Source organism: Nocardioides sp., assembly GCF_035503875.1.
Lineage (GTDB): Bacteria > Actinomycetota > Actinomycetes > Propionibacteriales > Nocardioidaceae > Nocardioides.
Map to the genome: position 1 here is coordinate 241,365 of NZ_DATJTA010000054.1, position 21,868 is coordinate 263,232.

At 70.8% G+C, this 21,868-nt stretch carries 21 protein-coding genes; 9 read left to right on the forward strand and 12 right to left on the reverse strand.

The annotated features are described in order from the left end of the window. Positions 1-3 precede the first annotated feature (3 nt). The 3 genes from VMF51_RS13670 to VMF51_RS13680 all read left to right on the forward strand — a co-directional run bounded on the left by VMF51_RS13670 (position 4) and on the right by VMF51_RS13680 (position 2,344). A complete protein-coding gene (locus tag VMF51_RS13670; protein ID WP_325474994.1) occupies positions 4-1,029 on the forward strand; it encodes an MBL fold metallo-hydrolase in 1,026 nt (341 codons plus the stop codon). A 146-nt stretch (positions 1,030-1,175) separates the two neighbouring features. Then, on the forward strand, positions 1,176-1,313 hold the full coding sequence (locus VMF51_RS13675; RefSeq protein WP_325474995.1) for a hypothetical protein: 138 nt from the start codon (positions 1,176-1,178) through the stop codon (positions 1,311-1,313). Next, positions 1,310-2,344, forward strand: coding sequence for a hypothetical protein (locus tag VMF51_RS13680; protein WP_325474996.1), 1,035 nt, complete (start codon positions 1,310-1,312; stop codon positions 2,342-2,344). The genes VMF51_RS13675 and VMF51_RS13680 overlap by 4 nt, the downstream gene beginning before the upstream one ends. A 287-nt stretch (positions 2,345-2,631) precedes the next feature. Here VMF51_RS13680 and dnaB read toward each other — a convergent pair whose 3' ends face one another. Then, entirely contained in the window at positions 2,632-4,053 is a 1,422-nt protein-coding gene (gene dnaB, locus VMF51_RS13685) for a replicative DNA helicase (protein ID WP_325474997.1), read from the reverse strand. Between the two features lie 460 nt (positions 4,054-4,513). On the opposite strand from dnaB, the gene VMF51_RS13690 reads away from it, so the two are divergent. Further along, complete coding sequence (locus VMF51_RS13690; protein WP_325474998.1) at positions 4,514-5,851, forward strand: MATE family efflux transporter; 1,338 nt, start codon at positions 4,514-4,516, stop codon at positions 5,849-5,851. Positions 5,852-5,922: 71 nt separating this feature from the next. Here VMF51_RS13690 and rplI read toward each other — a convergent pair whose 3' ends face one another. The 4 genes from rplI to rpsF form a co-directional block, all read right to left on the reverse strand. Continuing rightward, a complete protein-coding gene (gene rplI / locus VMF51_RS13695; RefSeq protein WP_325474999.1) occupies positions 5,923-6,369 on the reverse strand; it encodes a 50S ribosomal protein L9 in 447 nt (148 codons plus the stop codon). 14 nt (positions 6,370-6,383) lie between these two features. Continuing rightward, positions 6,384-6,620 carry a 30S ribosomal protein S18 gene (rpsR, locus tag VMF51_RS13700; RefSeq protein WP_090851440.1) on the reverse strand — a complete coding sequence of 79 codons (237 nt, stop codon included), beginning with the start codon at positions 6,618-6,620 and terminating at the stop codon, positions 6,384-6,386. A gap of 106 nt (positions 6,621-6,726) precedes the next feature. Further along, positions 6,727-7,278 (reverse strand): single-stranded DNA-binding protein, encoded by a 552-nt coding sequence (locus VMF51_RS13705; protein WP_325475000.1) that lies wholly within the window; start codon positions 7,276-7,278, stop codon positions 6,727-6,729. Between the two features lie 99 nt (positions 7,279-7,377). After that, positions 7,378-7,668, reverse strand: coding sequence for a 30S ribosomal protein S6 (gene rpsF, locus VMF51_RS13710; protein ID WP_244930651.1), 291 nt, complete (start codon positions 7,666-7,668; stop codon positions 7,378-7,380). Between the two features lie 388 nt (positions 7,669-8,056). On the opposite strand from rpsF, the gene VMF51_RS13715 reads away from it, so the two are divergent. Continuing rightward, positions 8,057-8,854: a deoxyribonuclease IV gene (locus VMF51_RS13715; protein WP_325475001.1), complete on the forward strand. Its 798-nt coding sequence runs from the start codon at positions 8,057-8,059 to the stop codon at positions 8,852-8,854. Positions 8,855-8,918: 64 nt separating this feature from the next. Here VMF51_RS13715 and VMF51_RS13720 read toward each other — a convergent pair whose 3' ends face one another. After that, the gene (locus VMF51_RS13720) at positions 8,919-9,233 is read right to left on the reverse strand and encodes a hypothetical protein (RefSeq protein ID WP_325475002.1); all 315 of its coding nucleotides are present in this window, start codon (positions 9,231-9,233) and stop codon (positions 8,919-8,921) included. 148 nt (positions 9,234-9,381) lie between these two features. Here VMF51_RS13720 and VMF51_RS13725 point away from each other — a divergent pair, with 148 nt between their 5' ends. Next, entirely contained in the window at positions 9,382-9,963 is a 582-nt protein-coding gene (locus VMF51_RS13725) for a DUF5317 family protein (RefSeq protein ID WP_325475003.1), read from the forward strand. Between the two features lie 103 nt (positions 9,964-10,066). On the opposite strand, the gene VMF51_RS13730 is transcribed toward VMF51_RS13725, so the two are convergent. The 4 genes from VMF51_RS13730 to VMF51_RS13745 are packed head-to-tail and all read right to left on the reverse strand — an operon-like array spanning position 10,067 to position 15,124. Continuing rightward, on the reverse strand, positions 10,067-12,466 hold the full coding sequence (locus VMF51_RS13730; protein ID WP_325475004.1) for a CHAT domain-containing protein: 2,400 nt from the start codon (positions 12,464-12,466) through the stop codon (positions 10,067-10,069). Between the two features lie 7 nt (positions 12,467-12,473). Continuing rightward, positions 12,474-14,051, reverse strand: a complete 1,578-nt coding sequence (locus tag VMF51_RS13735; RefSeq protein WP_325475005.1) for a S8/S53 family peptidase — start codon at positions 14,049-14,051, stop codon at positions 12,474-12,476. A gap of 9 nt (positions 14,052-14,060) precedes the next feature. After that, on the reverse strand, positions 14,061-14,513 hold the full coding sequence (locus tag VMF51_RS13740; RefSeq protein ID WP_325475006.1) for a hypothetical protein: 453 nt from the start codon (positions 14,511-14,513) through the stop codon (positions 14,061-14,063). Next, positions 14,513-15,124, reverse strand: coding sequence for a sigma-70 family RNA polymerase sigma factor (locus tag VMF51_RS13745; RefSeq protein ID WP_325475007.1), 612 nt, complete (start codon positions 15,122-15,124; stop codon positions 14,513-14,515). The genes VMF51_RS13740 and VMF51_RS13745 overlap by 1 nt, the downstream gene beginning before the upstream one ends. Before the next feature lie 138 nt (positions 15,125-15,262). Between VMF51_RS13745 and VMF51_RS13750 the strand changes: the two genes are divergently transcribed. Together VMF51_RS13750 and VMF51_RS13755 are read left to right on the forward strand one after the other, a co-directional pair. After that, the gene (locus VMF51_RS13750; protein WP_325475008.1) at positions 15,263-16,420 is read left to right on the forward strand and encodes a lipid II:glycine glycyltransferase FemX; all 1,158 of its coding nucleotides are present in this window, start codon (positions 15,263-15,265) and stop codon (positions 16,418-16,420) included. 2 nt (positions 16,421-16,422) lie between these two features. Then, positions 16,423-17,481, forward strand: coding sequence for an alanine racemase (locus tag VMF51_RS13755; RefSeq protein ID WP_325475009.1), 1,059 nt, complete (start codon positions 16,423-16,425; stop codon positions 17,479-17,481). Here the strand turns inward: VMF51_RS13755 and VMF51_RS13760 are convergent. Together VMF51_RS13760 and VMF51_RS13765 are read right to left on the reverse strand one after the other, a co-directional pair. After that, the gene (locus VMF51_RS13760; RefSeq protein ID WP_325475010.1) at positions 17,442-18,881 is read right to left on the reverse strand and encodes a glycosyltransferase family 87 protein; all 1,440 of its coding nucleotides are present in this window, start codon (positions 18,879-18,881) and stop codon (positions 17,442-17,444) included. The two genes, VMF51_RS13755 and VMF51_RS13760, sit on opposite strands and share 40 nt — an antisense overlap. Next, complete coding sequence (locus tag VMF51_RS13765; protein ID WP_325475011.1) at positions 18,878-21,109, reverse strand: transglycosylase domain-containing protein; 2,232 nt, start codon at positions 21,107-21,109, stop codon at positions 18,878-18,880. Before VMF51_RS13765 ends, VMF51_RS13760 begins: the two co-directional genes overlap by 4 nt. A gap of 161 nt (positions 21,110-21,270) precedes the next feature. On the opposite strand from VMF51_RS13765, the gene VMF51_RS13770 reads away from it, so the two are divergent. Continuing rightward, positions 21,271-21,858 (forward strand): PadR family transcriptional regulator, encoded by a 588-nt coding sequence (locus tag VMF51_RS13770; protein ID WP_325475012.1) that lies wholly within the window; start codon positions 21,271-21,273, stop codon positions 21,856-21,858. Positions 21,859-21,868: the final 10 nt, after the last annotated feature.

The following is a 21,868-nucleotide window of genomic DNA, read 5'->3' on the forward strand; positions in this document are numbered from 1 at the left end:
CGAGTGTCCGTCGCGGCGGACGGAACCATAGGACTCGCCGCCGGCGTCGTCGCCGACGGGTACAACGCGGACGCGGCGATCCGTGTGCAGTCCCACGTGCACGCCGACCACCTTCTCGGCTTCGACGCCAGCAAGGGCTCCGGCCAGATCGTGTGCACGAAAGCGACGCGTGCTCTGCTGATAGCCATGCGTGACCCTGACCTCAGGTTCCGCAGCAACCTGAGGGGTCTCGAGTACGGCGAGCCGTTCACCTTCGAGGACCCGGCCGGCGGGCAGGCGACAATCACCCTCTTGCCGGCTGGACATATGGTTGGCGCCGCCCAAACGAAGGTCGAGGGAGGCGACGGCTACGCGGTCGGGTATAGCGGCGACTTCTCGATGCCTCTCGACGAGGTCATGCAGGTCGACGAGCTGGTGCTTGATGCCACGTACGGCAGCCCGGACACGAGCCGTCGCCGGTACAGCCAGGTACAGGCCGAGGAACGCTTCGTGGACGAGGTCCTCAGCCGCTCGAAACTCGGCCCCGTCATCGTATACGCCCACCGTGGGACCCTCCAGCGCGCGATCGCCGTTCTCGATGACGCTTGTGAGCTACCCATGCTCGGTTCCCCCGGTCAGCGCGCGGAAAGCGCCGTGCACGCGCAGTTCGGCTACGTGCAAGCCGCTCTCCTAGACCCCGCGAGCGAGCAGGGCAAGGGGGCACGGGCAGCGGGTGCCTACGTGGAGTTCGTTGGCACAGGAGACCCTCTTCGGGAGATGCGCCCTGGCGAGCACCGAATCAAGCTCTCTGGGTCCATCACGCAGATGGACGATCCCTACCTTGAGATCACGCCGCGGTACTGCCGCATAGCCATCACCGGCCACGCGGACTTCGAGGAGACGATGGACTACGTCGACGCCGCCAAGCCTTCATTAGTCGTTACCGACTCAGCCCGAAGTACAGCGCACGCGACCAAACTCGCTGAGGCCATCACGGGGCGGATGGCGATCGCCGCCGTCGCGATGCCGCGCACACCGGTCATCGACTAGCGAGTCGTTTCCTGCCACCCCTGGATCCTGGCCACCTCTGACCGCGACAGTTGAAGGTCGCGACCAGGTGCAGCGCGTCGGCACACGACGTCGTTTTCGATCCGATCAGTTCCCGCCTCCCGGCGGATCGGGTACAACTGTCGCCTATGGACCAGCCTGAATTCGAGGACGCCTACACGGCCCAGTTCGGACTGCGCTCGGACCTTGGTGCGGCCGCGGAGCGGATCCTTCGGAAGCTGCTGGACGCCGAGGTCATCTCGACCCTCAGCACCGGCACCGCGTGAAGACGAGGGAGTCCGCGCTCAAGAAGCTCGCGAGGAAGAACCTCACCAGCATCGAGCATATGACCGATGTCGTCGGTCTGCGTGTCATCACATATCTGCGTGACGAGGTCGACGAAGTCGCCAAAATCGTCGAACGAGAGTTCAACATCGATGAGGAGAACTCGGTCGACAAGCGTGCAGCCCTGGACCCCGACCGTTTCGGATACCTGTCCGTTCATTATGTCGCGTCTCTTTCGGCTGAGCGTGTCGCGTTGCCGGAGTACCGGCGGTTCGAGAATGTGCGGTTCGAGCTACAAATTCGATCGGTCCTGCAGCACGCCTGGGCGGAGATCGAGCACGACATTGGCTACAAGTCGGAGTCAGCCGTGCCGAGGAGCGAGCGGCGTGGTTTCTCACGACTCGCCGGAATGCTCGAGCTGGCCGACGACGAGTTCGTGCGCATTCGAGACCGCCTGGCTGAGCGACAGTCGGCGATCGCGGAGGGGGTGGCTCGTGGCGACGCCGGCGTCGAGATTGACCAGGACGCAATTTACGCGCTCCTGACTTCCGGAGACAACACGCTGAACCGTATGGACCTAGCCATCGCGCGTTTCGGCGCTGGCGCCGAGGCGACCAATGGTATGGCTGACCGCGAGTACGCCGGCGCGAGGGCCACACAGCTGCGGCGCTGTGGGATTGAGGTCCTCGGCGATGTGAAGCGGCTACTGGTGGATCACGGGGACGAGGTGCTCGAATACACCCGTCGCTGGCTGCAATACGACTACCCGGCGAGCGCGGACCTGCCGACCCTCCCGGAGTCCGAGGACGACGTCGAGCCAAACGCCCTCTACCGACAACCACCGGATCGGCTCGCCGAGTTGAGCTGGCCTCGGGGACTGACGCTGTACTATCTCGCGCGCTATCTCGCCGCCGCGGAAGCGTTGCAGGCTTACCTTCTTGATCATCAATGGGGAGACCAGACCTTCGAGGAGAGAGCATCGGCTGCCTGTCTCGCAGCTGCTCGCGGCCTCGACCCCGTACCACTCTCATAGTGATACGAGAGCCCGCCCTCATGGGCCACGCTGCCACACGCGTCGCGCGAGCAGCTGGTTGCGACGTTGGCACCTGTGGCCCGACCGCGAAGGGCGGCTGAAGGATCTACGATTGCGGCGCGGTCGAGCGCCTCCGCCTTGTTCGCCAACTCGGCGGTATGACGTCGCGCGGTGCGGGTCGTAACAAGTTCGCTGCATCTCAACAGCTGCTGACCGGCCGCAGTCTGCAACGATTGCAGTTTGGATCGTTCCCTTGCAGATTCAGCTATCGTCGGCACGTCCCAGCTTCAGTGCGCCATGTCCACGAAGCGCGAGTAGTGCCCCTGGAAGGCGACGGTGATGTCGCGAGTGGGGCCGTTGCGGTGCTTGGCGACGATCAGGTCGGCCTCGCCGGGGCGGGTCGACTCCTTCTCGTAGACGTCGTCGCGGTGCAGGAGGATGACCATGTCGGCGTCCTGCTCGATCGAGCCGGACTCACGCAGGTCGCTGACCATCGGGCGCTTGTCGGCGCGCTGCTCGGGGCCACGGTTGAGCTGGGAGAGCGCGATGACCGGAACGTCGAGCTCCTTGGCGAGCAGCTTGATCTGGCGGGAGAACTCCGAGACCTCGAGCTGGCGGGACTCGACCTTCTTGCCCGAGGACATCAGCTGGAGGTAGTCGATGACGATCAGCCGCAGGTCGTGGCGCTGACGGAGCCGGCGGGCCTTGGCCCGGATCTCCATCATCGTCATGTTCGGCGAGTCGTCGATGAACATCGGGGCCGAGGAGACCTCGCCCATCTTGCGGGCCAGCTTGGTCCAGTCGTCGTCGTTCATGTTGCCGTTGCGGATGTGGTTCAGCGGGACCTTCGCCTCGGCGGAGAGCAGGCGCATGGTGATCTCGGTGCGCGTCATCTCGAGGCTGAAGAAGACGCTGGCCAGGTTGTTGTGGATCGACGCCGCGCGGCAGAAGTCCAGGGCCAGCGTCGACTTCCCCATGGCGGGACGGGCCGCGACGATGATCATCTGGCCGGAGTGCAGGCCGTTGGTCAGCTCGTCGAAGTCGGCGAAACCGGTCGGCACGCCGTAGATGCCGGACTCACGGTTGCTGATCGCCTCGATCTCGTCGAGGACGCCGGTCATGATGTCGCTCAGCGGGGCGTAGTCCTCGCCCGTGCGCCGGTCGGCGACCTTGTAGACCTCGGCCTGCGCCTGGTCGACCACGTCGTCGACCTGGCCCTCACCGGCGTACCCGATCTGCACGATCTTGGTGCCCGCGTCGACAAGCCGGCGCAGGATGGCCTTCTCGCGCACGATCTCGGCGTAGTAGCCCGCGTTGGCCGCGATCGGCACGTTGGCCGAGAGGGTGTGGAGGTACGGCGCGCCGCCGATCCGCTGCAGCTCGCCGCGGCGCTGGAGCTCGGCCGCCACGGTGACCATGTCGACCGGCTCGCCACGGCCGTAGAGGTCGATGATCCCGTCGAAGATCGTCTCGTGGGACGGGCGGTAGAAGTCGACGCCGCGGACCGTCTCGCTGACGTCGGCGATCGCGTCCTTGGAGATCAGCATCGCGCCGAGCACCGACTGCTCCGCGGCCATGTCCTGCGGCGGGGTGCGGTCGCCCGGGGTGGTCGGGCGCTCCCCCGGCGCGTAGGAGACGGGACCGTCTCCCCAGTCCTCGAACGGCGGCTCGGGGAACTCCCGTCCGGCCTGCTCGGCGACGCTCAACATGCCTCCCACGATGGTCCCGGATCGACCCCGGATGATGGTGACGACCCTAGGGACGGGCACCGACAACGCGTCGCAGCAACGCACCCGGCGGTGCCGACGACCCCGGGACCGTACGACGCGGGGCGGGCCGGGCGACACCACCTTGTCCACAGGGCCTGGGGATAACCGTCCGACGGTCGTGGACGACACGCACGCAGCTGTGCACAGGATGGGGAGAAGACTGTGGAAGACACGCCGCAGGCTACCCTCACCAAGCCGCTGACCTGCGGAAACAGTCGCCTTCGCATGTGGACGAAGAAATCCGCCAGGTTGCTCCGTTCATCCGCCCGCCATCTGGACGTAGCCCGTTGCTATGTCGACAAAGCACCCCGAACCGCCGTCCTTCCACAGGAACACCGGGGTTTTCCACCGCTCTCGTTGACTAGTCCCGTTGCCGTCATTTCCGGGCCGTGGTCCCTACATGACTAGGCTCTCGCAGGTGCGTCGCGCCCAGGACCGGGAGATCCTGCGGCTCGCGGTCCCCGCGTTCCTGGCGCTGGTCGCCGAGCCGATGTTCCTGCTCTCCGACGCCGCCATCGTCGGCCACCTCGGCACCCCCGAGCTCGCCGGTCTCGGCATCGCCGGCGTCGTCCTGCAGACGGTGGTCGGGCTGTGTGTCTTCCTCGCCTACGGGACCACCGCCGGGGTTGCTCGACGGCTCGGTGCGGGCGATCGGCGGGGTGCCCTCGCGCAGGGCGTCGACGGGCTCTGGCTCGCCGTGATCATCGGCGTCGTCGCCACCGTGCTCGGGATCGCCACGACCGGCCCCCTCGTCGCGGCTTTCGACGCCTCACCCGCGGTGACCGAGCACGCGACGACGTACCTGCGCATCGCCTTCCTCGGCACCACGCCGCTGCTGCTGATGCTCGCGGCGACCGGCGTACTGCGCGGGCTGCAGGACACCCGCACGCCGCTCGTCGTCGCCGTGGCCGGCAACGCGCTGAACATCGCGCTCAACCTCCTGCTCGTGTACGGCGTCGGCCCGATCGGGGGCCTCGGTCTGCCCGGGTCGGCGCTGGGCTCCGTCCTGGCCCAGGTCGCGAGCGCCGCCGCCCTGCTCTTCGTGGTCGTCCGCGGCGCCCGGCGCGAGGGTGCGTCGCTGCGACCGCACCCCGCGGGTATCCGGGCCGCGGGGCGGTCCGGAGTCCCGCTCGTGATCCGCACCCTCACCCTGCGGGCGGCGCTCCTGATCACGACGTACGCCGTCACGCTCGGCGCCGTCGACTCCTCGGTCGACCTGGCCACCCACCAACTCGCGATCACGCTGTGGACCTTCCTGGCCTTCGTGCTGGACGCCATCGCGATCGCCGCGCAGGCCATCACGGGCAGGCTGCTGGGCTCCGGCGACACCGAGGAGACCCGGGCCGTCACCCGCCGGATGGTGCAGTGGGGGGTGGGCAGCGGCGTCGTGACCGGTCTGCTCCTCGCGGCGGGCAGTCCCCTGCTCGGCCGCCTGTTCACGACGGACCCGGCGGTCCGGGACGCCCTCGTCCCCGTGCTCGTCGTCGCTGCGCTGGCCCAGCCGATCGCGGGCGTGGTGTTCGTGCTCGACGGGGTGCTGATCGGCGCCGGCGACGGGAGCTACCTCGCCCGCGGCGGGTTGGTCACGCTGGTGGTCTACGCGCCCGTCGTGCTCCTGGTGGCCGGCGGCGGGCTGGTGGCGGTGTGGGTCAGCTTCGCCTTCCTCTTCATGGGCGCGCGCCTGGTCGTACTCGTGCACCGTGCCCGGGGCGACGCCTGGCTGGTGACCGGCGCCTGACCTCCCGCGGGGAGACGCAGCAGGACCCGTCCCTCCGTGAGGAGGAACGGGTCCTGGTGGTCAGGCGTGGGTCAGGCCGGGATGACGTTGAGGGCCACCTTGGCGGACACCTCGTCGGTCAGCTTGACCGAGACCTCGTGGGCACCCAGAGCCTTGATCGGGTTGCCGAGGACGATCGTGCGCTTGTCGACGGCCTCGCCGGAGGCCTCCGTGAGAGCACCGGCGATCTCGGACACCGTGACGGCGCCGAAGAGGCGGCCGCCCTGGCCCGAGCGGACCTTGACCGAGACCGCCTGGGCCTCGAGCTTGGTCTTGATCTGTTCCGCGTGGTCGTGGTCGCGCACCGCGCGGCTCGCGCGGGCGGCCTTGATCGACTCGACGGTCTTCTCGGCACCCCGGGTCCACCGGATCGCCACGCCGCGCGGGACGAGGTAGTTGCGGCCGTAGCCGTCCTTGACCTCGACGACGTCGCCGGGGCTACCGAGGCCGGTGACCTCCTGGGTCAGGATGATCTTCATGCGTCCGTCCCCTCTCAGCGACCGGTCGAGGTGTAGGGCAGGAGCGCGACCTCGCGAGCGTTCTTGACCGCGATGGCGACGTCGCGCTGGTGCTGCACGCAGTTGCCGGTCACCCGACGCGCGCGGATCTTGCCGCGGTCGGAGATGAACTTGCGAAGCAGGGTGGTGTCCTTGTAGTCGACACCGCCCGCCTTCTCCTTGCAGAACTGGCAAACCTTCTTCTTCGGCTTGCGAATCACTGCCTTGGCCATTGTGGTGCTTCCTTTCTAGAAGCCCGGCTCGCGCCGGAATGGTTGAGGGTGTTCGTTAACGGTGGTTGAGGAGGGCGCTCTGCGCCCGTCTCGAAACCGATCAGACTCAGAAAGGCGGCTCGTCGGAGCCGACGCCGGGGGCGCCCCACGGGTCGTTGGCGGGAGCACCGCCGCCGCCGCCGGAGTTGCCACCCTGAGGAGCCGGGGTGGCCCAGGGGTCGTTCGCCTGCTGCTGCTGCTGCGGACGCGACTGGCCGCCACCGCCGCCGTACCCACCACCGCCGCCGCCGGAGCGGGACGCGCGGGTGACCTTGGCCGTGGCGAAGGCGAGCGCGGGACCGACCTCGTCGACCTCGAGCTCCACGACGGTGCGCTTCTCACCCTCGCGGGTCTCGTAGGACCGCTGCTTGAGCCGGCCCTGGACGATGACGCGCATCCCCCGCTGGAGCGACTCGGCGACGTTCTCCGCGGCCTGCCGCCAGACCGAGCAGGACAGGAACAGCGCTTCGCCGTCCTTCCACTCGTTGGTCTGCCGGTCGAAGGTGCGCGGCGTCGAGGCGATCCGGAAGTTCGCCACTGCCGCACCCGAGGGGGTGAAGCGCAGCTCCGGGTCGTCGACGAGGTTGCCCACCACCGTGATGACGGTCTCGCCTGCCATGAGGTCTCCTCAGCTTCTTGTCTGATCGTGTCCGGTCGTCGTCGCGCCCATCGTGGAGCAGGGCGCCGACAGCCGGAAGGGGTCGTCCACAGACGACGCTCAGTGAGCGTCGGGGCGGATGACCTTCGTGCGCAGGATCGACTCGTTGAGCGTCAGCTGGCGGTCGAACTCCTTGACCGTAGCCGGCTCGGCGTTCAGCGAGATGACGGCGTAGATGCCCTCGGCGTTCTTCTTGACCTCGTAGGCCAGCCGGCGGCGACCCCACACGTCGACGGACTCGACCGAGCCGCCGTCCTTGCGGATGACGTTGAGGTACTTGTCGAGCGACGGACCGATGGTCCGCTCCTCGAGGCTCGGGTCGAGGATGACCATGACTTCGTAAGCGCGCAAAGCGCGTCCTCCTTTGGACTCGGCGGCCACGGTCTCTCCGTGGCAGGAGGGTGCTGCGTCCCCACGACGAACCGGAACGGCTTCGAGGTGGAGGCCACGCGGCGACCTGGTCCCGTCGGTGGGCAGGGCGCAGCGGACAGCACAGGCTAGCAGCGGCGTCGTACCGCCTCCCAATCCTGTGGGAGGCGTCGGGACGGCGGTTTGGTTTCACGTGCAACCGGCCCGGCGCGGTCGTCGCTCCAGCCTCGGATTCATCACGGTATGCAGACCAGTCGGCACCTCCCACGGCGTACCCACCGTGGGAGGTGACGGCTCGTCTGCATACCGTGATGAGCCTGCAGACCCCGGCCCCGACCCCACTGTCCCCGCGCCTTCCTACGATGGGCGCATGAGCCAGATCGCCATCGGAGCCCACGTCGACCAGACCGACCCGATCGCGGAGGCGCGCGCCCGCAACGCGCCGCTCGTGCAGTTCTTCCTCGGCGACCCGCAGGGCTACCAGGGCCCCGAGTTCGCGTACGCCGGCGGGGCCGATGGACTGAAGGCGGACGCGGAGGCGGCGGGCATCGACCTGTACGTCCACGCGCCGTACATCGTCAACGTGGCCACCACGAACAACCGGATCCGGATCCCCAGCCGCAAGCTGCTGCAGCAGCACGTCGACGCCGCGGCATCGATCGGCGCCAAGGGCCTGATCGTGCACGGCGGCCACGTCAACAAGGCCGACGACCCGGCCAAGGGGTTCGACAACTGGCGCAAGGCCGTCGAGGCCACCGACCTCAAGCTTCCGCTGCTGATCGAGAACACCGCCGGCGGCGACAACGCGATGACCCGCTACCTCGACCGCATCGAGGGCGTCTGGGCGGCGATCTCCGGCACCGAGCAGGCAGACATGGTCGGCTTCTGCCTCGACACCTGCCACGCCCACGCCGGCGGCAACGCCCTGGAGACGGTCGTCGAGAAGGTGAAGGCCATCACCGGCCGGATCGACCTCGTCCACTGCAACGACAGCCGCGACGAGTTCGACTCCGGCGCCGACCGGCACGCCAACTTCGGCGCCGGGAGGATCGATCCCGATCTCCTGGCCGGCGTCGTCCGCGACGCCGGCGCCCCGGTGGTCTGCGAGACACCGGGTCCCGCCGACGCCCACGTCGCGGACTTCGCCTGGCTGCGCGAGCGGCTCTGAGCCGTCCCCGCGAACCGGCCGCCCCCGTGCGGCGGCCGGCCCCCGGGCACGACTCAGGGACGACTCATGCGGTGACGGCGACGTCGAGCAGACGCACCTCGACCGAGTCCGGGCGGCCGCTGCGCTGACGCTCCATCCGCACCGTGTCGCCGGACGACGCCAGCTCTGCCGACCCGAACACCAGGAACGAGAAGACGTGCCCGTCGTCCTCGATCGGCACGAGGTACGACGGCCGCTGGGCCACCCGCCACCGGCTGGCGCCGAGCCGGCGGCGGAAGACCAGCTGGACGCAGTCGCCCACGCGGGCGTCGACGGCCTGCCCGGACGCCGGGTCCTCGAGCACGTGATGGCTGATCAGCTGCTTCGTGGCGATCGACATGGTGGGCCTCCTCGAACGGGGTGTACGTCGGACAGGAGCCCCGAGGACGGGCCCTGATACCCCGGTCCGGTTGTCTAGCCAGGGGTTCTCGACGCGACCCGCCCGGTGCTCTACTCGGCGGGTGCCGGGACCGGGTCTGGTCGTTCTCATGCTGGCGCCGGTGGTCGCGGCCGGCGTCCTGCTCCTGATCCATCGGCGTCGGCTCGTCGCTGCCACACCGCTCCGCGCGCTCTGGCTCGTCCTCCTGGTCCTCCTGGCCACCGTGCTGGCGAGCGGGATCCAGGCCGGGACCGTCGTGTCCGACAGTCTGGTCAACCGGGTCCTCGCCGTCGTCGTCCTTGCGGCGGCCATCGCCTTCGTGAGGATGAACTGGAACCAGCAGTCCCGACTGGTCCGGAGCGGCGTGCTCCTCACCGCCGCAGGCGCCGCCGGCAACGCGCTCGCCTCGCTCGTCTACGGCTTCATGCCGGTCCTGGCCGCGTCCGCGCGCTGGCTCGGTTCCGACCTCCAGCCCGGCGATCGACCCGACCCCCAGTACGTCGCCGCTCACGCCTCCCAGCTGCCCGCGCTCCTGCTCGGCGACGTCCTGCCGGTCCCCGGACTCGACGCCGTCATCAGCATCGGCGATCTCCTGCTCGCCCCTGGTTGCGCCATCCTCCTCGCCGCGGTTCTCGCGCCGCTCTTCGAGGCTCTGCCCGTCCCTCACGTCTCGAAGGAGGTGAACCCATGAAGGACTCCCTCAAGACCCGCGTCTACGTCGCCGCCGCCAGCGTCGCCACCACCGCGCTCGCCGTCTACGCGCTCGCCGCGCCGTACCACGCGGGCAACTGAGATCAGCCGAAGCAGACCAGCGGCACCGGAGCGGTGCCGGTCGTGACGGCCGGCACCGCCTCGGCCAGCGCCGTAGCCGGATCGACGCCGGCGGCGAGCTGCTGGTGCACGGCGACCAGGACGTCGTACGCCGCCGCGTCGTTAACCGCGGCTGCCGACGCGATGACGCAGCGCGCGCCGGCGTGCAGCCACGCCGCGCTCATGCCGATCAGCTCCTCGCCCCAGCGCACCGTCGAGCGGCCGACCTCGCACGCGGAGAGCAGGACGACGTCGGGGACGGAGCGGAGCCGGTCGATGTCGTAGCCGAACCACGACCCGTCGGCCAGCATCAGGCCGGAGAAGAGCGGATTCTCTGCGGAGTGCCGGCCGTGCGCCGCGACGTGCAGGACGTCGACCTGCTCGGCGAGCTCGGAGACCGCGGCGGCGGTGGCACTCGCCCCGGTCAGCACCCGCGCCGCGGGCCACTCCTTGACGGCCGCGTTGACCTCGTCCTCGGCACGCATCACGCGCGGCCCGGCGACGAAGCCCGCCGTCCTCGTGCGCAGCGGGGTCGTACGGCGGGCCAGCCAGGACGTCGCCGACTGCGCGACGGTGACGGGGCGTCCGACGTACCCGGGCAACAGCGTCCAGGGCATCCCCGCCAGGACGCCCGACGGGGTGAGCACCACCCGACGATCGCCGACCGCGTCCAGCACCGGAGCGACCAGCAGCGCAGCGAGCTCGTCGAGGCGTGCCGCCAGGGCGGCGCGCACGGCACCGGCCATGGGCTGGGCGAGGTCGGCTGCGGCCACGTCGAGGTCCGGCAACAGGCCGCCGACGAGATCGTCGAGGGTGCTCCGGGCACCGAGGTCGACCCAGGTCGCGTCGGCATCGGTCACCACCAGGGCGACCAGCACGTCAGCGGTCACCACGTAGGCGACGAGCGCGGTCTCCGGGTCGAGCGTCCCCTGCAGCTCGGCCATGCCGACCGGGTCCACGACCTCACCGGATCCGCGGTGCTGCCACGCCCGCTCGCGCACCCGCTGCCGGAGCTGGGCCTCCCGCACCGGGTCACCGCGGCTCTCGCCGGACGCCAGCTCGCGCAGTTCGGCCAGGTCGGCGACCAGCTGCTCGTCCTCGGGGGCCTGCACGGGCTGCACCCGGCTGGCCAGCATCCGCGCGCGCTCGGACCACTCGAACAGGACGGCCGGTTTCCGCGACTCCACCGCCAGGGCGAGACCGCGCACGCCCAGGCGTACGCCGTGGCCCGCGACGCCGGTCTGGAGGTCGAGCGAGCCGAACGAGCTCTGCCACGCATGCAGGTCGGCCAGGCCCGCACGCAGGTGTCCGAGCGCATCCGTACGCCGACCGGCTGCCGACGCCGCGCGGGCTCGGGCCTCCCGGTCGAGCAGGCGTACGCCGAGGGGCGCTCCCCGGGGCACCGGTGTGCGGACGTGCGGGAGGGTGCGCAGCCGCAGGGCGATCGCCTCCCACCGGATGCCCTGGGTCTCCAGCTCGGTCGAGACGTCGTGGACCCGACGCTCGGAGACCGACCGGCCGGTCGCGGCGTCGGCCGCGAGGAGAACGGCGTCGGCACGTGCACGCCAGGCGTCGGCACCGAGAGCGAGGAACCGTCGCCGGGCGCGCTGGGCGCTCAGCCTCGCCTGCGGGGGATCTTGGTCGAGGACGCTGCGGGCCAGCGTCAGCTCGGCCTCGGCCTGGAGCTGACGCAGCCGACGCGACCCGTAGGCCCGGCCCGCCTCGTCCAGCATCCGTCGGCCCTCGGCCGACAGGCCGGCAGCAAGCAGGACCTCGGCACGGTCCTGGAGACCCACCGCCCTCAGCACCTGGCCCCGGGGGGCCAGAATCTCGTGGGCGCTCGCCATCAGATCCAGCGCACCGACGAGGTCGCCCGCGAGGAATCGGGTGTACCCCTGGTTGTGGATCGCCTTCGCCTCGCCCACCCGGTCGCCCGCGGCCGCGAGTGTCCTCGCCGCATCGCCGAAGTCCCGGTCGGCCGCCCGGATCTCCCGCCGGTCGAGGTGCACGGTGCCACGATTCAGCAGAGCCTTGCCGCGATCCGCGGTCTGCTCGTCGAGCGCCGCGATCGCCTGGCCGAACGCCTCGAGGGCGAGGGCGGCCTGCCCGGTCCGACGGAGGATGAGGGCGCGCTGACACAGCAGGACGCCCCTGATCGAGCGGGGCAGGTCGCGGTTGGCGAGCGCCCGTTCGACGAGCGCCAGGCCGGTCGTGGGATCGGTGGCGTCGGTCTCCACGTACGCGAGACTCGCCTCGACCTGGGCGCGCTGCCCCGGTTCGGTGGCGGCCGCCAAGGCCTTCCGCAAGAGCGAGCGGGCAGCACCGAGCCGGCCGGCGTTCATCGCCGCGACCCCGCGGCGGTGCAGCTCTTCGGTCGGTGCCACCCTCACATCATGGCGTGACCGAGGCGAGCTCCCCCAGGATCTCCCATCCGCGCGCCACGGCCGAGATGCTGTCCTCGGCCGCCGGCCCGGCCAGGAGACCGGCCGCCACGCGCCCCGCGAACAACGGCGCGGAGAACGACGTACCGCTCCACACCGCGAAGCCCCCGCGGAAGTCGTCCGGATCGATCGACTCGCGCTGGCGCCCGAACGCCTCCGTGCGCGCCACCGGCTGCAGTCCGCCTTCGAACGGCGGCATGGTGCTGACCAGCGATGCGCCCGGGACCTGGGTCGTGACCCAGGGTCCCGCGTTGCTGAACAGGGCGTCGCTGATCCCGTTCGGGTTCAGCGCCGCCACGGAGACGACCGGAAGGCAGGTCGGGTCCGGCTGGACCGGTCCCTGACCGTCCGACCACGGAGCGAACGCCGCTGGGAAGGCGGGCCGGCTCGTGGCGTCGTTGCCCGCCGAGCAGACGACCATCGTGCCGTGGCGCGAGAGGTCCTCGAGGATGGCGTAGAGCGTCGGGTCGAACAGCAGGTCCTCGGGAGTCTCGTGGTAGTAGCCGATCGACATGCTGAGGACGTCGATCGGCTGCCCGCCCTCCTCGCCGGCGCGGTGCCGGCGGACCAGCTCGGAGATCTGCGACAGGGCCGTGATCCAGTCCGACTCCGCCACCGGTCCTTCGGACGGCATGATCCGCCAGGACAGGATGTCGGCGTCCGGGCAGGCCTGGTGCACCAGGCCGGCGATGAAGGTGCCGTGCCCGGACATCGCGTCGATGACCCCGTCGAGCGGTCCGACCAGGTCACCACCCACCTCGGAGTCGGCGACGGTCGGGTCGAAGCCGATCGGCTGACCGTCCAGCGTCACCGAAGTGTCGACGACGTCGTCCAACCAGGGGTGAGTGCCGCAGCCGGTGTCGAGGATCGCGACCACCGGCCGCCGCCCGGGGATCTCCGCGTCGGCCCGGCGCAGCGGTGCGGGTCCGACGTACGCGACCGGCTGGCGGCCACCGCTCCCCGCTTCGCCGTACGCGGTCATCGGACCGGACGCCGGGTGGCCGTGGTTGTACGGATGGCCGTGGTTGTAGGGGTGCCCGTGGTTGTAGGGGTTCCCCTCGCCCGCCGGATGTCCGTGGTTGTAGGGGTTGGCGAACACCACGTGCTCGAGGCCCACGCCACGGACCGACTCCACGCCGAACTGGGCGCGCGTCTGCTGGAGCAGCGTCCAGCCGTCGGGTGCGATCGTCGCCTGGTTCGACGCGACGACGAGTCGGAGCGGCACCACACCGAAGCGTAGGCCGGCGGTCCGGGGATCCTCCTCCCCCGGGAGCACGTCCCACCCGAGCGGCCTCGCCACCGCCCGCAGCACCTCCAGCGCGCCGTCGAGGTCGACCGACTTCGACACCAGCAACCGGGGGCCGACGTACACCGTCGACCGCGGACGGACACCCCGCACCGTGATCGCGGTGGCGGGGTCGAGCACCCGCCCCTCGACGCCGGCGATGGTATCCCGCGGCGGCGGCACGGGGTCGCGATCCAGCGGCTTGCGTGGAGCGGCAGGCTTCTCGTCGTCGGGCAGCGCCATGGGGTTTCCTCAGATCTCGAAAGTGGGGGTGGAGAAGGCCGGGCGGGCGATGTCGTGGGGCTCCAGGCTGAGCCGGAGCAGGCCGAGCGGCAGGCCGGTGAGCTCGAAGCGTCCGGTGTCGGTGACGGTGGCGGCGTGCTCGCCGGCGCGGACGGTCATCGGCTCGGGCGGCACGACCCAGCCGTCGATGCGGGAGCGGCCGTCGTCGACGGCGACGCGGACCAGCAGGTCGGTGTCGCCGTGCACGAAGCGGAGCGTGTACGTCGCCGTGCCGCGAGCGCCGACCAGCTCCTCGGAGCGCTCGACCAGCTCCATCAGCCCGAGCAACTCGCCGTCGATGTCGCTCGCCTCGAGGGCGGCGGCGGCCTGCATCCGGGCGACCAGGCCCTCGGGGACCGGATCGCGCTCCTCGTAGACCCGGCGTACGACGTCCAGCAGGTCCTCGCGGCTCATCTCGCTCATCAGATTCCTCCCGCCTGCACGAGGGCGACGCGCAGCTTGGCCAGGCAGCGGCCGCGGGTGGGCCCGATGCTGCCGACGGGCATGTCCAGGTCGCTGGCCAGCGACTGGTAGTCGGGGCGCCGCTCGAAGGCGACCACGCGCAGCAGCCGGCGACACCGCTCGGGCAGCGCGTCGACGGCGGCCCAGAGCCGGTGTCGGTCGTCGTTCTCCACGGCGTCGGCCTCGGCCGACCGGCCGGAGGGCAGCCGGGCGGCCAGCTCGTCGTCGGGCGTCGGCGTGGCGTGCTGGCCCGCCTTGGACACGCGCCAGGCCTCCCGGCGCGCGGTCGTGGTGAGCCACCCGCCGACCGCGGTCGCGTCGGCGATGGTCGTACGGCGGCGCACCAGCGCGAGCCAGGTCGTCTGGACGACGTCCTCGGCGACGTCCTGCGGGAGCCGGTAGGCGCGCACCACGTGCCACAGCACGGGCGTCATCAGCGCGACCAGGTCGTCGAGCCCGCTCGGGTCGCCGGCGCCCCATCGCTCGAACGCCTGCCCGGCGTCGACCCAGAGCCGGTCGGGTGGCGCCTTCGCCCCCGTCGCGACACGTCCGGTCGGTCGGCTCGCCGCCATCCTCGCCTCCAGCACCATCACGTCTGCCCAGGAGCACCGTGGCTCCGTCCTGATACCCCTGACCTCATGGTGGTGCAGACCACCTCCGCGCGCCACGGTGTTCAGACCAGCCGAGGGCGGTCAACTAGCCTCGGGGCCGTGACTCACCCCGGCTCCGCCCTCAGCGTCCGCGAGATCTCCCCCGAGGAGCACCTCGCGTTCCTGCGGACCCGTCCCTCGGCCTCCTTCCTGCAGACCCCGGCGTGGGGGCAGGTCAAGGCCGAGTGGCGCCGCGAGTCCCTCGGCTGGTACGCCGACGACGAGCTCGTGGGTGCCGCGCTGGTGCTCTACCGCCAGCTCCCCCGGCTCAAGCGCTACCTCGCCTACCTGCCGGAGGGACCCGTCATCGACTGGGACACCGAGCAGCTCTCGGCCTGGCTGGCCCCGATGGCCGCGCACCTGAAGGACCGGGGCGCGTTCGGGGTCCGGATGGGTCCGCCCGTCGTCACCCGCCGCTGGACCGCCGCCCAGGTCAAGGAGGGCATCGCCGCCCCCGCCGTACGGCGCCTCGGCGACCTGCCGCCCACCGAGCGGGACGCCACCGGCGCCCGGGTCGTGACCCAGCTGCACGAGCTCGGCTGGCGTCCCCAGGTCGCGGAGGGCGGCTTCGCCGCGGGTCAGCCGCAGTACGTCTTCCAGGTCCCGCTCGTCCATCCCGACGGCACCCCCCGCACCGAGGACGAGGTCCTCAAGGGCATGAACCAGCTCTGGCGCCGCAACATCAAGAAGGCGGCCAAGGAGGGCGTCGAGGTCACCACCGGCTCGGTCGAGGCGGGCAGCAGCGACGACCTCGAGGCGTTCCACGACCTGTACGTCCACACCGCCCGCCGCGACCACTTCACCCCGCGGCCGCTGTCGTACTTCCGCACCATGACCGACGCGCTCAGCAACGAGGACCCCGACCGGTTCCGGCTGTGGTTCGCCCGCCACGAGGGCGATCTGGTCGCGGCGACCATCGCGGTCCGGGTCGGCACCCACGCCTGGTACTCCTACGGCGCCTCCTCCACCGAGAAGCGCGAGGTCCGCGGCTCGAACGCGATCCAGTGGGCGATGATGCGCGACGCCCTCGCGGCCGGCGCGCACGTCTACGACCTGCGCGGCATCACCGACACCCTCGACGCCGACGACTCCCACGTCGGGCTGATCCAGTTCAAGGTCGGCACCGGCGGCGAGGCCGTCGAGTACGCCGGCGAGTGGGACCTCCCGCTGAACCGCGCGCTGTACGCCGCCTTCGACCTCTACATGAAGCGACGCTGACCATGAGCCTCACCCTGACCGTCGACGGCGACCGCTGGCGCGCCCACCTGCGTACCGTCGCCGAGACCCATCCCGGCCTGGTGCCCGTCGCCAAGGGCAACGGCTACGGCCTCACCCTCGGCCGGCTGGCCCGCAAGGCGCAGTGGCTGGGCGTCGACACCCTCGCCGTCGGGACGTACGACGAGCTGCCGCACGTCGCGTCCCGCTTCGACGGCTCGCTGCTGGTGCTCACCCCGTGGCGACCCTTCGGCGCCGCGCTCGAGACGGACCCGGCCCTGGCCGGCCGGCTGGTGCACACCATCGGCCGCACCGACGACCTGGCCGCCCTGCTCGAGCGCCAGCGCGACGCCCGATTCGTGCTGGAGCGGATGACCAGCATGCAGCGGCACGGGTTCTCGGCCCGCGAGCTGTGGGCGGCCGCGCGCCTGCTGCACGACCGGCACCCGGGCGCCCGGCTCGAGGGCATCGCCCTGCACCTGCCGCTCCAGCAGGGCTCGCACCTCTCCGAGGTGAGCCGGCTGATGAACGACGTCGTCGCGGCCGAGCTCCCGACCCGCACGATCTGGGTCAGCCACCTCACCGACGCCGAACTCGCCCAGCTGCGCGCGTCGTACGCCGACTACGACATCCGGCCCCGGATCGGGACCGGCCTGTGGCTCGGTGACCGCGACGCGCTGCGGGTCACCGCGACGGTGCTGGACGTGCACGAGGTGGAGCGCGGCGACGCGTTCGGCTACCGCGGCCGCACCGCGCCGAAGTCCGGCCACCTGCTGGTGGTCAGCGGCGGCACCGCCCACGGCATCGGCCTCGAGGCGCCGACGGGCGACCAGAGCATCCGCGCGCGGGCGGCCACCGTGGCCCGCGGGGGCCTGGACGCGGTCGGCTTCGTGCGCTCGCCGTTCTCGATCGACGGCAAGCAGCGGCTCTTCGCCGAGCCGCCGCACATGCAGGCGTCGATGCTCTTCCTGCCGCACGGCCCGCGGGTGCCGGAGGTCGGCGACGCGGTCCAGGTGCGGGTCCGCTACACCGCGACGACGTTCGACCGCGTCGTCGTGTCCTGAGGCGGGTCGCCGGGCGGGGCCTCGAGCCGGGCCGCGTCGGCGCGCACCGGGTCCTTCCGCGGCACCAGGATGTCGCGGACGACGAGGCCCACCAGGAACAGCTCGCCGGCCATCCGCAGCACGATGGCGACCCAGTAGACGCCGGCGTCCCCGCCGCCGCCGGGCGCGAGGAACCCGCCGAGGTACCACCACACGGCGGCGAAGTAGAAGATCTCGGTGGCCTGCCACACGATCTGGTCGCGCCAGCGCGGCCGGGCGAGCACGGCGAGCGGCAGCAGCCACAGGACGTACTGCGGTGAGTACACCTTGTTGACCAGCAGGAAGCCCGCGACGATCAGGAAGCCGAGCTGCGCCATCCGCGGGGTCTCGGGGGCGAGGATGCCCAGCACGAACACGCCCACGCACCAGCCGCCGAAGAGCAGCCAGGACCAGGTGTTCACGGTCGAGGCGTCGATGCCGTCGGTGGCCTGGGAGACGACCAGCCAGGCCGAGCCGAGGTCGGGCCCGCGGTCGGAGTTGAAGGTCCAGAACACCTTCCACTCCTCCGGTCCCCGCAGGTACGCCGGCGCGTTGGCCAGCACCCAGGCCGCCACGGCCGCGGCGGTCGTGACGACGAAGTCGCGCACCCGCCGGTCGCACAGGCAGATCACCAGCACCGCCCCGAGCAGGAACAGCGGGTACAGCTTGGTCGCGGCCCCCAGGCCGATCAGCACCCCCGTCAGTGCCGGCCGGTCCCGCGCCCAGGCCCACAGGGCGCCGGCGACCAGGGCGACCGCCGCCAGGTCCCAGTTGACCAGCGCGGTGAGGGCGAGCGCCGGGGAGGCGGCGAACATCGCGGCGTCCCAGGGACGCCGTGGGTCGACCTTCGCCAGCAGCCAGGCGGCGAGCAGCACCAGGACGGCGAAGCCGAGCGCGTTGACGATCACGAACGCCCGGATCTCGCGCTGCACCTCGGGGTCGCCGAAGAACTCGGACGTGGGTCGCTGGGCGCGCTCGGAGACGTCGGGCGACCCGGTCAGGACCTGCGCGACCTTGGCGGTGGCGAAGGCCCAGTAGGCGATGCCGACGGGGTACTCCATCACCTCGTAGCGACTGCGGACGTCCGCGTCGTCGTCGTACGGCCAGGCCAGCTCGGCGAACCCGCGCCCGGTGTAGAGGTACGGCAGGTCGGAGTAGCACATCTGGGTGTAGCGCGTGGTGCCGTCGGTCCAGGTGTCCTCGTAGCAGGCCGACTTCTGCACCATCCCCAGCGCGAAGGTCAGCGCGGCGAGGGCGAGCACCACCCGCACCGGGGTCCACCAGCGGTGCCGGCCGGCCCGCGTGCCCAGCGGTCCGCCCACGCCCGCACTCACCGACGCGACGACGCCGTCGGTGTGCGTGGGGTGGACGGTCTCGCTCACCGGCGTCCGGCCCCGCCGACGACCGGCGACCCGGTCGGCTCGGTCGGCTCGGTCGGGACCGGCTCGGTCGGGGTCACCGGAGGCGGTGTCGTCGGCGCCGTCGTCACCGGCGGGGGCGGCGGCTCCGGGGTCGGAGTCGGCTCCTTGCTCGGCTTCTTCGTCGGCTTCTTCGTCGGCTTGTCCGACGGCTTCTTCGACGGCTTCTTCGTCGGCTTCGGCGGCGGTGGGACGTACGGCGCGTGGCCCTGCTGGGGCGCCTCGCCGTCGACGTACACGGGGTCGGGCAGGTCGAGGACCTCCTCGCCCTCCATCGCCCGGGTCATCACCGCGGTCCAGGTCGCCGTCGGGTAGTCGCCGCCGTAGAAGCTCGGCAGCCAGTCGTCGAGCGGTTCGGCGCCCTTGCCCCGGACGTAGACCACGGACGTCGCGAGCTGCGGCGTGAAACCGCTGAACCAGGAGGAGACGACGCGGTCCTTGTCATTGGTGGAGGTGCCGGTCTTGCCCGCGGCGGGCCGGCCCAGGGCGTTGGCGTCGGAGCCCGAGCCGGTCCGGATGACCTGCTCCATGGCGTAGGAGACGTCGGCGGCCATGTCCTCGTCCAGGACGCGCTTGTTCTTGCCGTGGTGGACGTAGACCTCCTCGCCGTTGCGGTCGACGATCTTCTCGATGAGGTACGGCGCGGCGTACACGCCCTTGTTCGCGATGGTGGCGTACGCCGTGGCCATGTTGATCGGGCTGACCGTCGCGCTGCCGAGGGCGACGCCGATATTGGGCTCCAGGCCGGGCGTCCTGTTGGGGAAGCCGGCCGAGCGGCGCGAGGGCGCCTTCTCGGGCGGGATGCCCATCGCGTTCATCATCTTGATGACCTTCTCCGGACCGTTCGGGATGCTGTCGGTCAGGTCGATGAACGCGGTGTTGATCGAGTCCTCGGTCGCCTTGATCATGTTGACCCGGCCGTAGGACCGGTTGCCCTGGTTCTCGAAGTCGGTGCTGCCGATGGTGATCGGGCTGTTGCCGTCGAAGGTGTCCTTGAGGGAGTAGCCCTCCTTGATGCCGGCCGCCAGCGCGAACGGCTTGAGGATGGAGCCGGCCTGGCCGCCGGCGACCGCCCAGTTCAGCTGGGACTGCAGGTAGTCCTGGCCCCCGTAGAAGCCGCGGATCGCGCCGGTCCCGGGCTCGACGCTGGCAACGCCCACGTGCAGGTTCTTGTCACCGAAGCCCTCGGGCCGCGCCTCCTTGACCCCCTCGGCCGCGGCGTCCATGTCCTTCTTGCGCAGGGTGGTGGTCACCCGCAGGCCCTTGCCGACGACCTCCTCCTCCGGATAGCCGAGGCGGGCCAGCTCGGCCTTGACCATCGCGAGCATGTGCCCGCGCTGGCCGCCGTACGAGTCCTCCTTGACCACCGGCGGGAACTTCGGCAGCCGCCGCTGGGCCTTGGTCGACTGCTCCTCGGTGATGTAGTCGAGGCGGGCCATCGCCTTGAGGATGAAGTCGTAGCCGGCCTTGAGGCTCTCCTTGGCCGTGTCGCCGTTGGCCGGGTCGTACGCCGTCGGGTTGTTCAGCACCCGGGCCAGCACGACCGACTCGCGCAGGTTCAGCTCCTTGGCCGGCTTGCGGAAGTAGGCCTGCGAGGCCGCCTGGACGCCGTACGCCCCCCGGCCGAAGTAGATGGTGTTGAGGTAGTTGGCCAGGATCTCCTTCTTGCTCTGCTGACGCTGGATCTTCAGCGAGAGGATCGCCTCCTTCACCTTGCGGGTGTAGGAGCGGTCCTGGTTGAGGTAGAGGATCTTGACGTACTGCTGGGTGATCGTGGACGCGCCCTGCGTCGAGCCGCCGGAGGCGTTGCTGAACGCGGCGCGCAGGATGCCCTTGGGGTCGATGCCCCGGTCGGACCAGAAGGACTGGTTCTCCGCCGCGACCACGGCGTTCTGGAGCGTCTCCGGCATCTCCTCGAGCGGGATGATGTCGCGGTTCTGGGTGGCGAAGGTCCCGAGCTTGTCACCGTTGGCGTAGCTGACGACCGTGGTCTCGTCCTGGAACTCCTCGTTCGGCGCCGGGACGTCGATTGCCTGGTAGAGCGCGACGAACGAGCCGACCGCGAGGAGGGTGCACACGAGGCCGACGATGCCGACCCACTTGCCGGCCCGTAGCATCTTCTGCTTGCGGGTCCGGGCCGGTTTCGGGGCCTTCTTCTGAGCGGGGCCGGCGGCCCGGCGCTTGCCATTCACGCGCGGTAGCTCCACGGTCTCGGGTCGGGATCAGGGCTCGGGAGGCCGTTAAGGCCACGACAGAGGGTACGCAACCAGACCCAGCGGTCTCATTTGCGGAAACCTGCGACTCGATGCGATGCGAATTCACGTCGGCTGGATATATCGCTACGATAGGTCGCATGGCACGTCGGGCAGAGACCATCGAGCTGGCAGTCCTCGGGCTGCTGCACGAGGGACCGATGCACGGCTACGAGCTGCGCAAGCGGCTCAACCTGATGCTCGGCTGGGGCCGGGTGCTGTCGTACGGATCGCTCTACCCGACCCTGAAGAAGATGCTGCGTGGCTCCCTCATCGAGGAGACCACCGCGACGATCACCCCGGTGACCAAGCGCGCCCGCATCGTCTACGAGGTCACCGAGGCCGGCACCCGGGAGTTCGAGCGCCTGATGTCGGAGGTGGGCCCCACCGCCTGGGAGGACGACAACTTCGACATCCGGTTCGCCTTCTTCGGGCGCACCGACATGGAGATCCGGCTGCGCGTCCTCGAAGGCCGCCGGATCCGGCTGCAGGAGCGGCTCGACCGCGTGCAGCGCGAGCTGAACATGACGGAGCAGGAGGTCGACCGCTACGCCGCCGAGCTGCAACGGCACGGCGTCGAGTCGGTCGAGCGCGAGGTCCGCTGGCTCTCGGACCTCATCAACGCCGAGCGCAACGCCGGCCTGCCCCCGCCCGCGACGCCGCCGGTGCCACCGGCGCACCAGGCCTGACCGGGCTCCG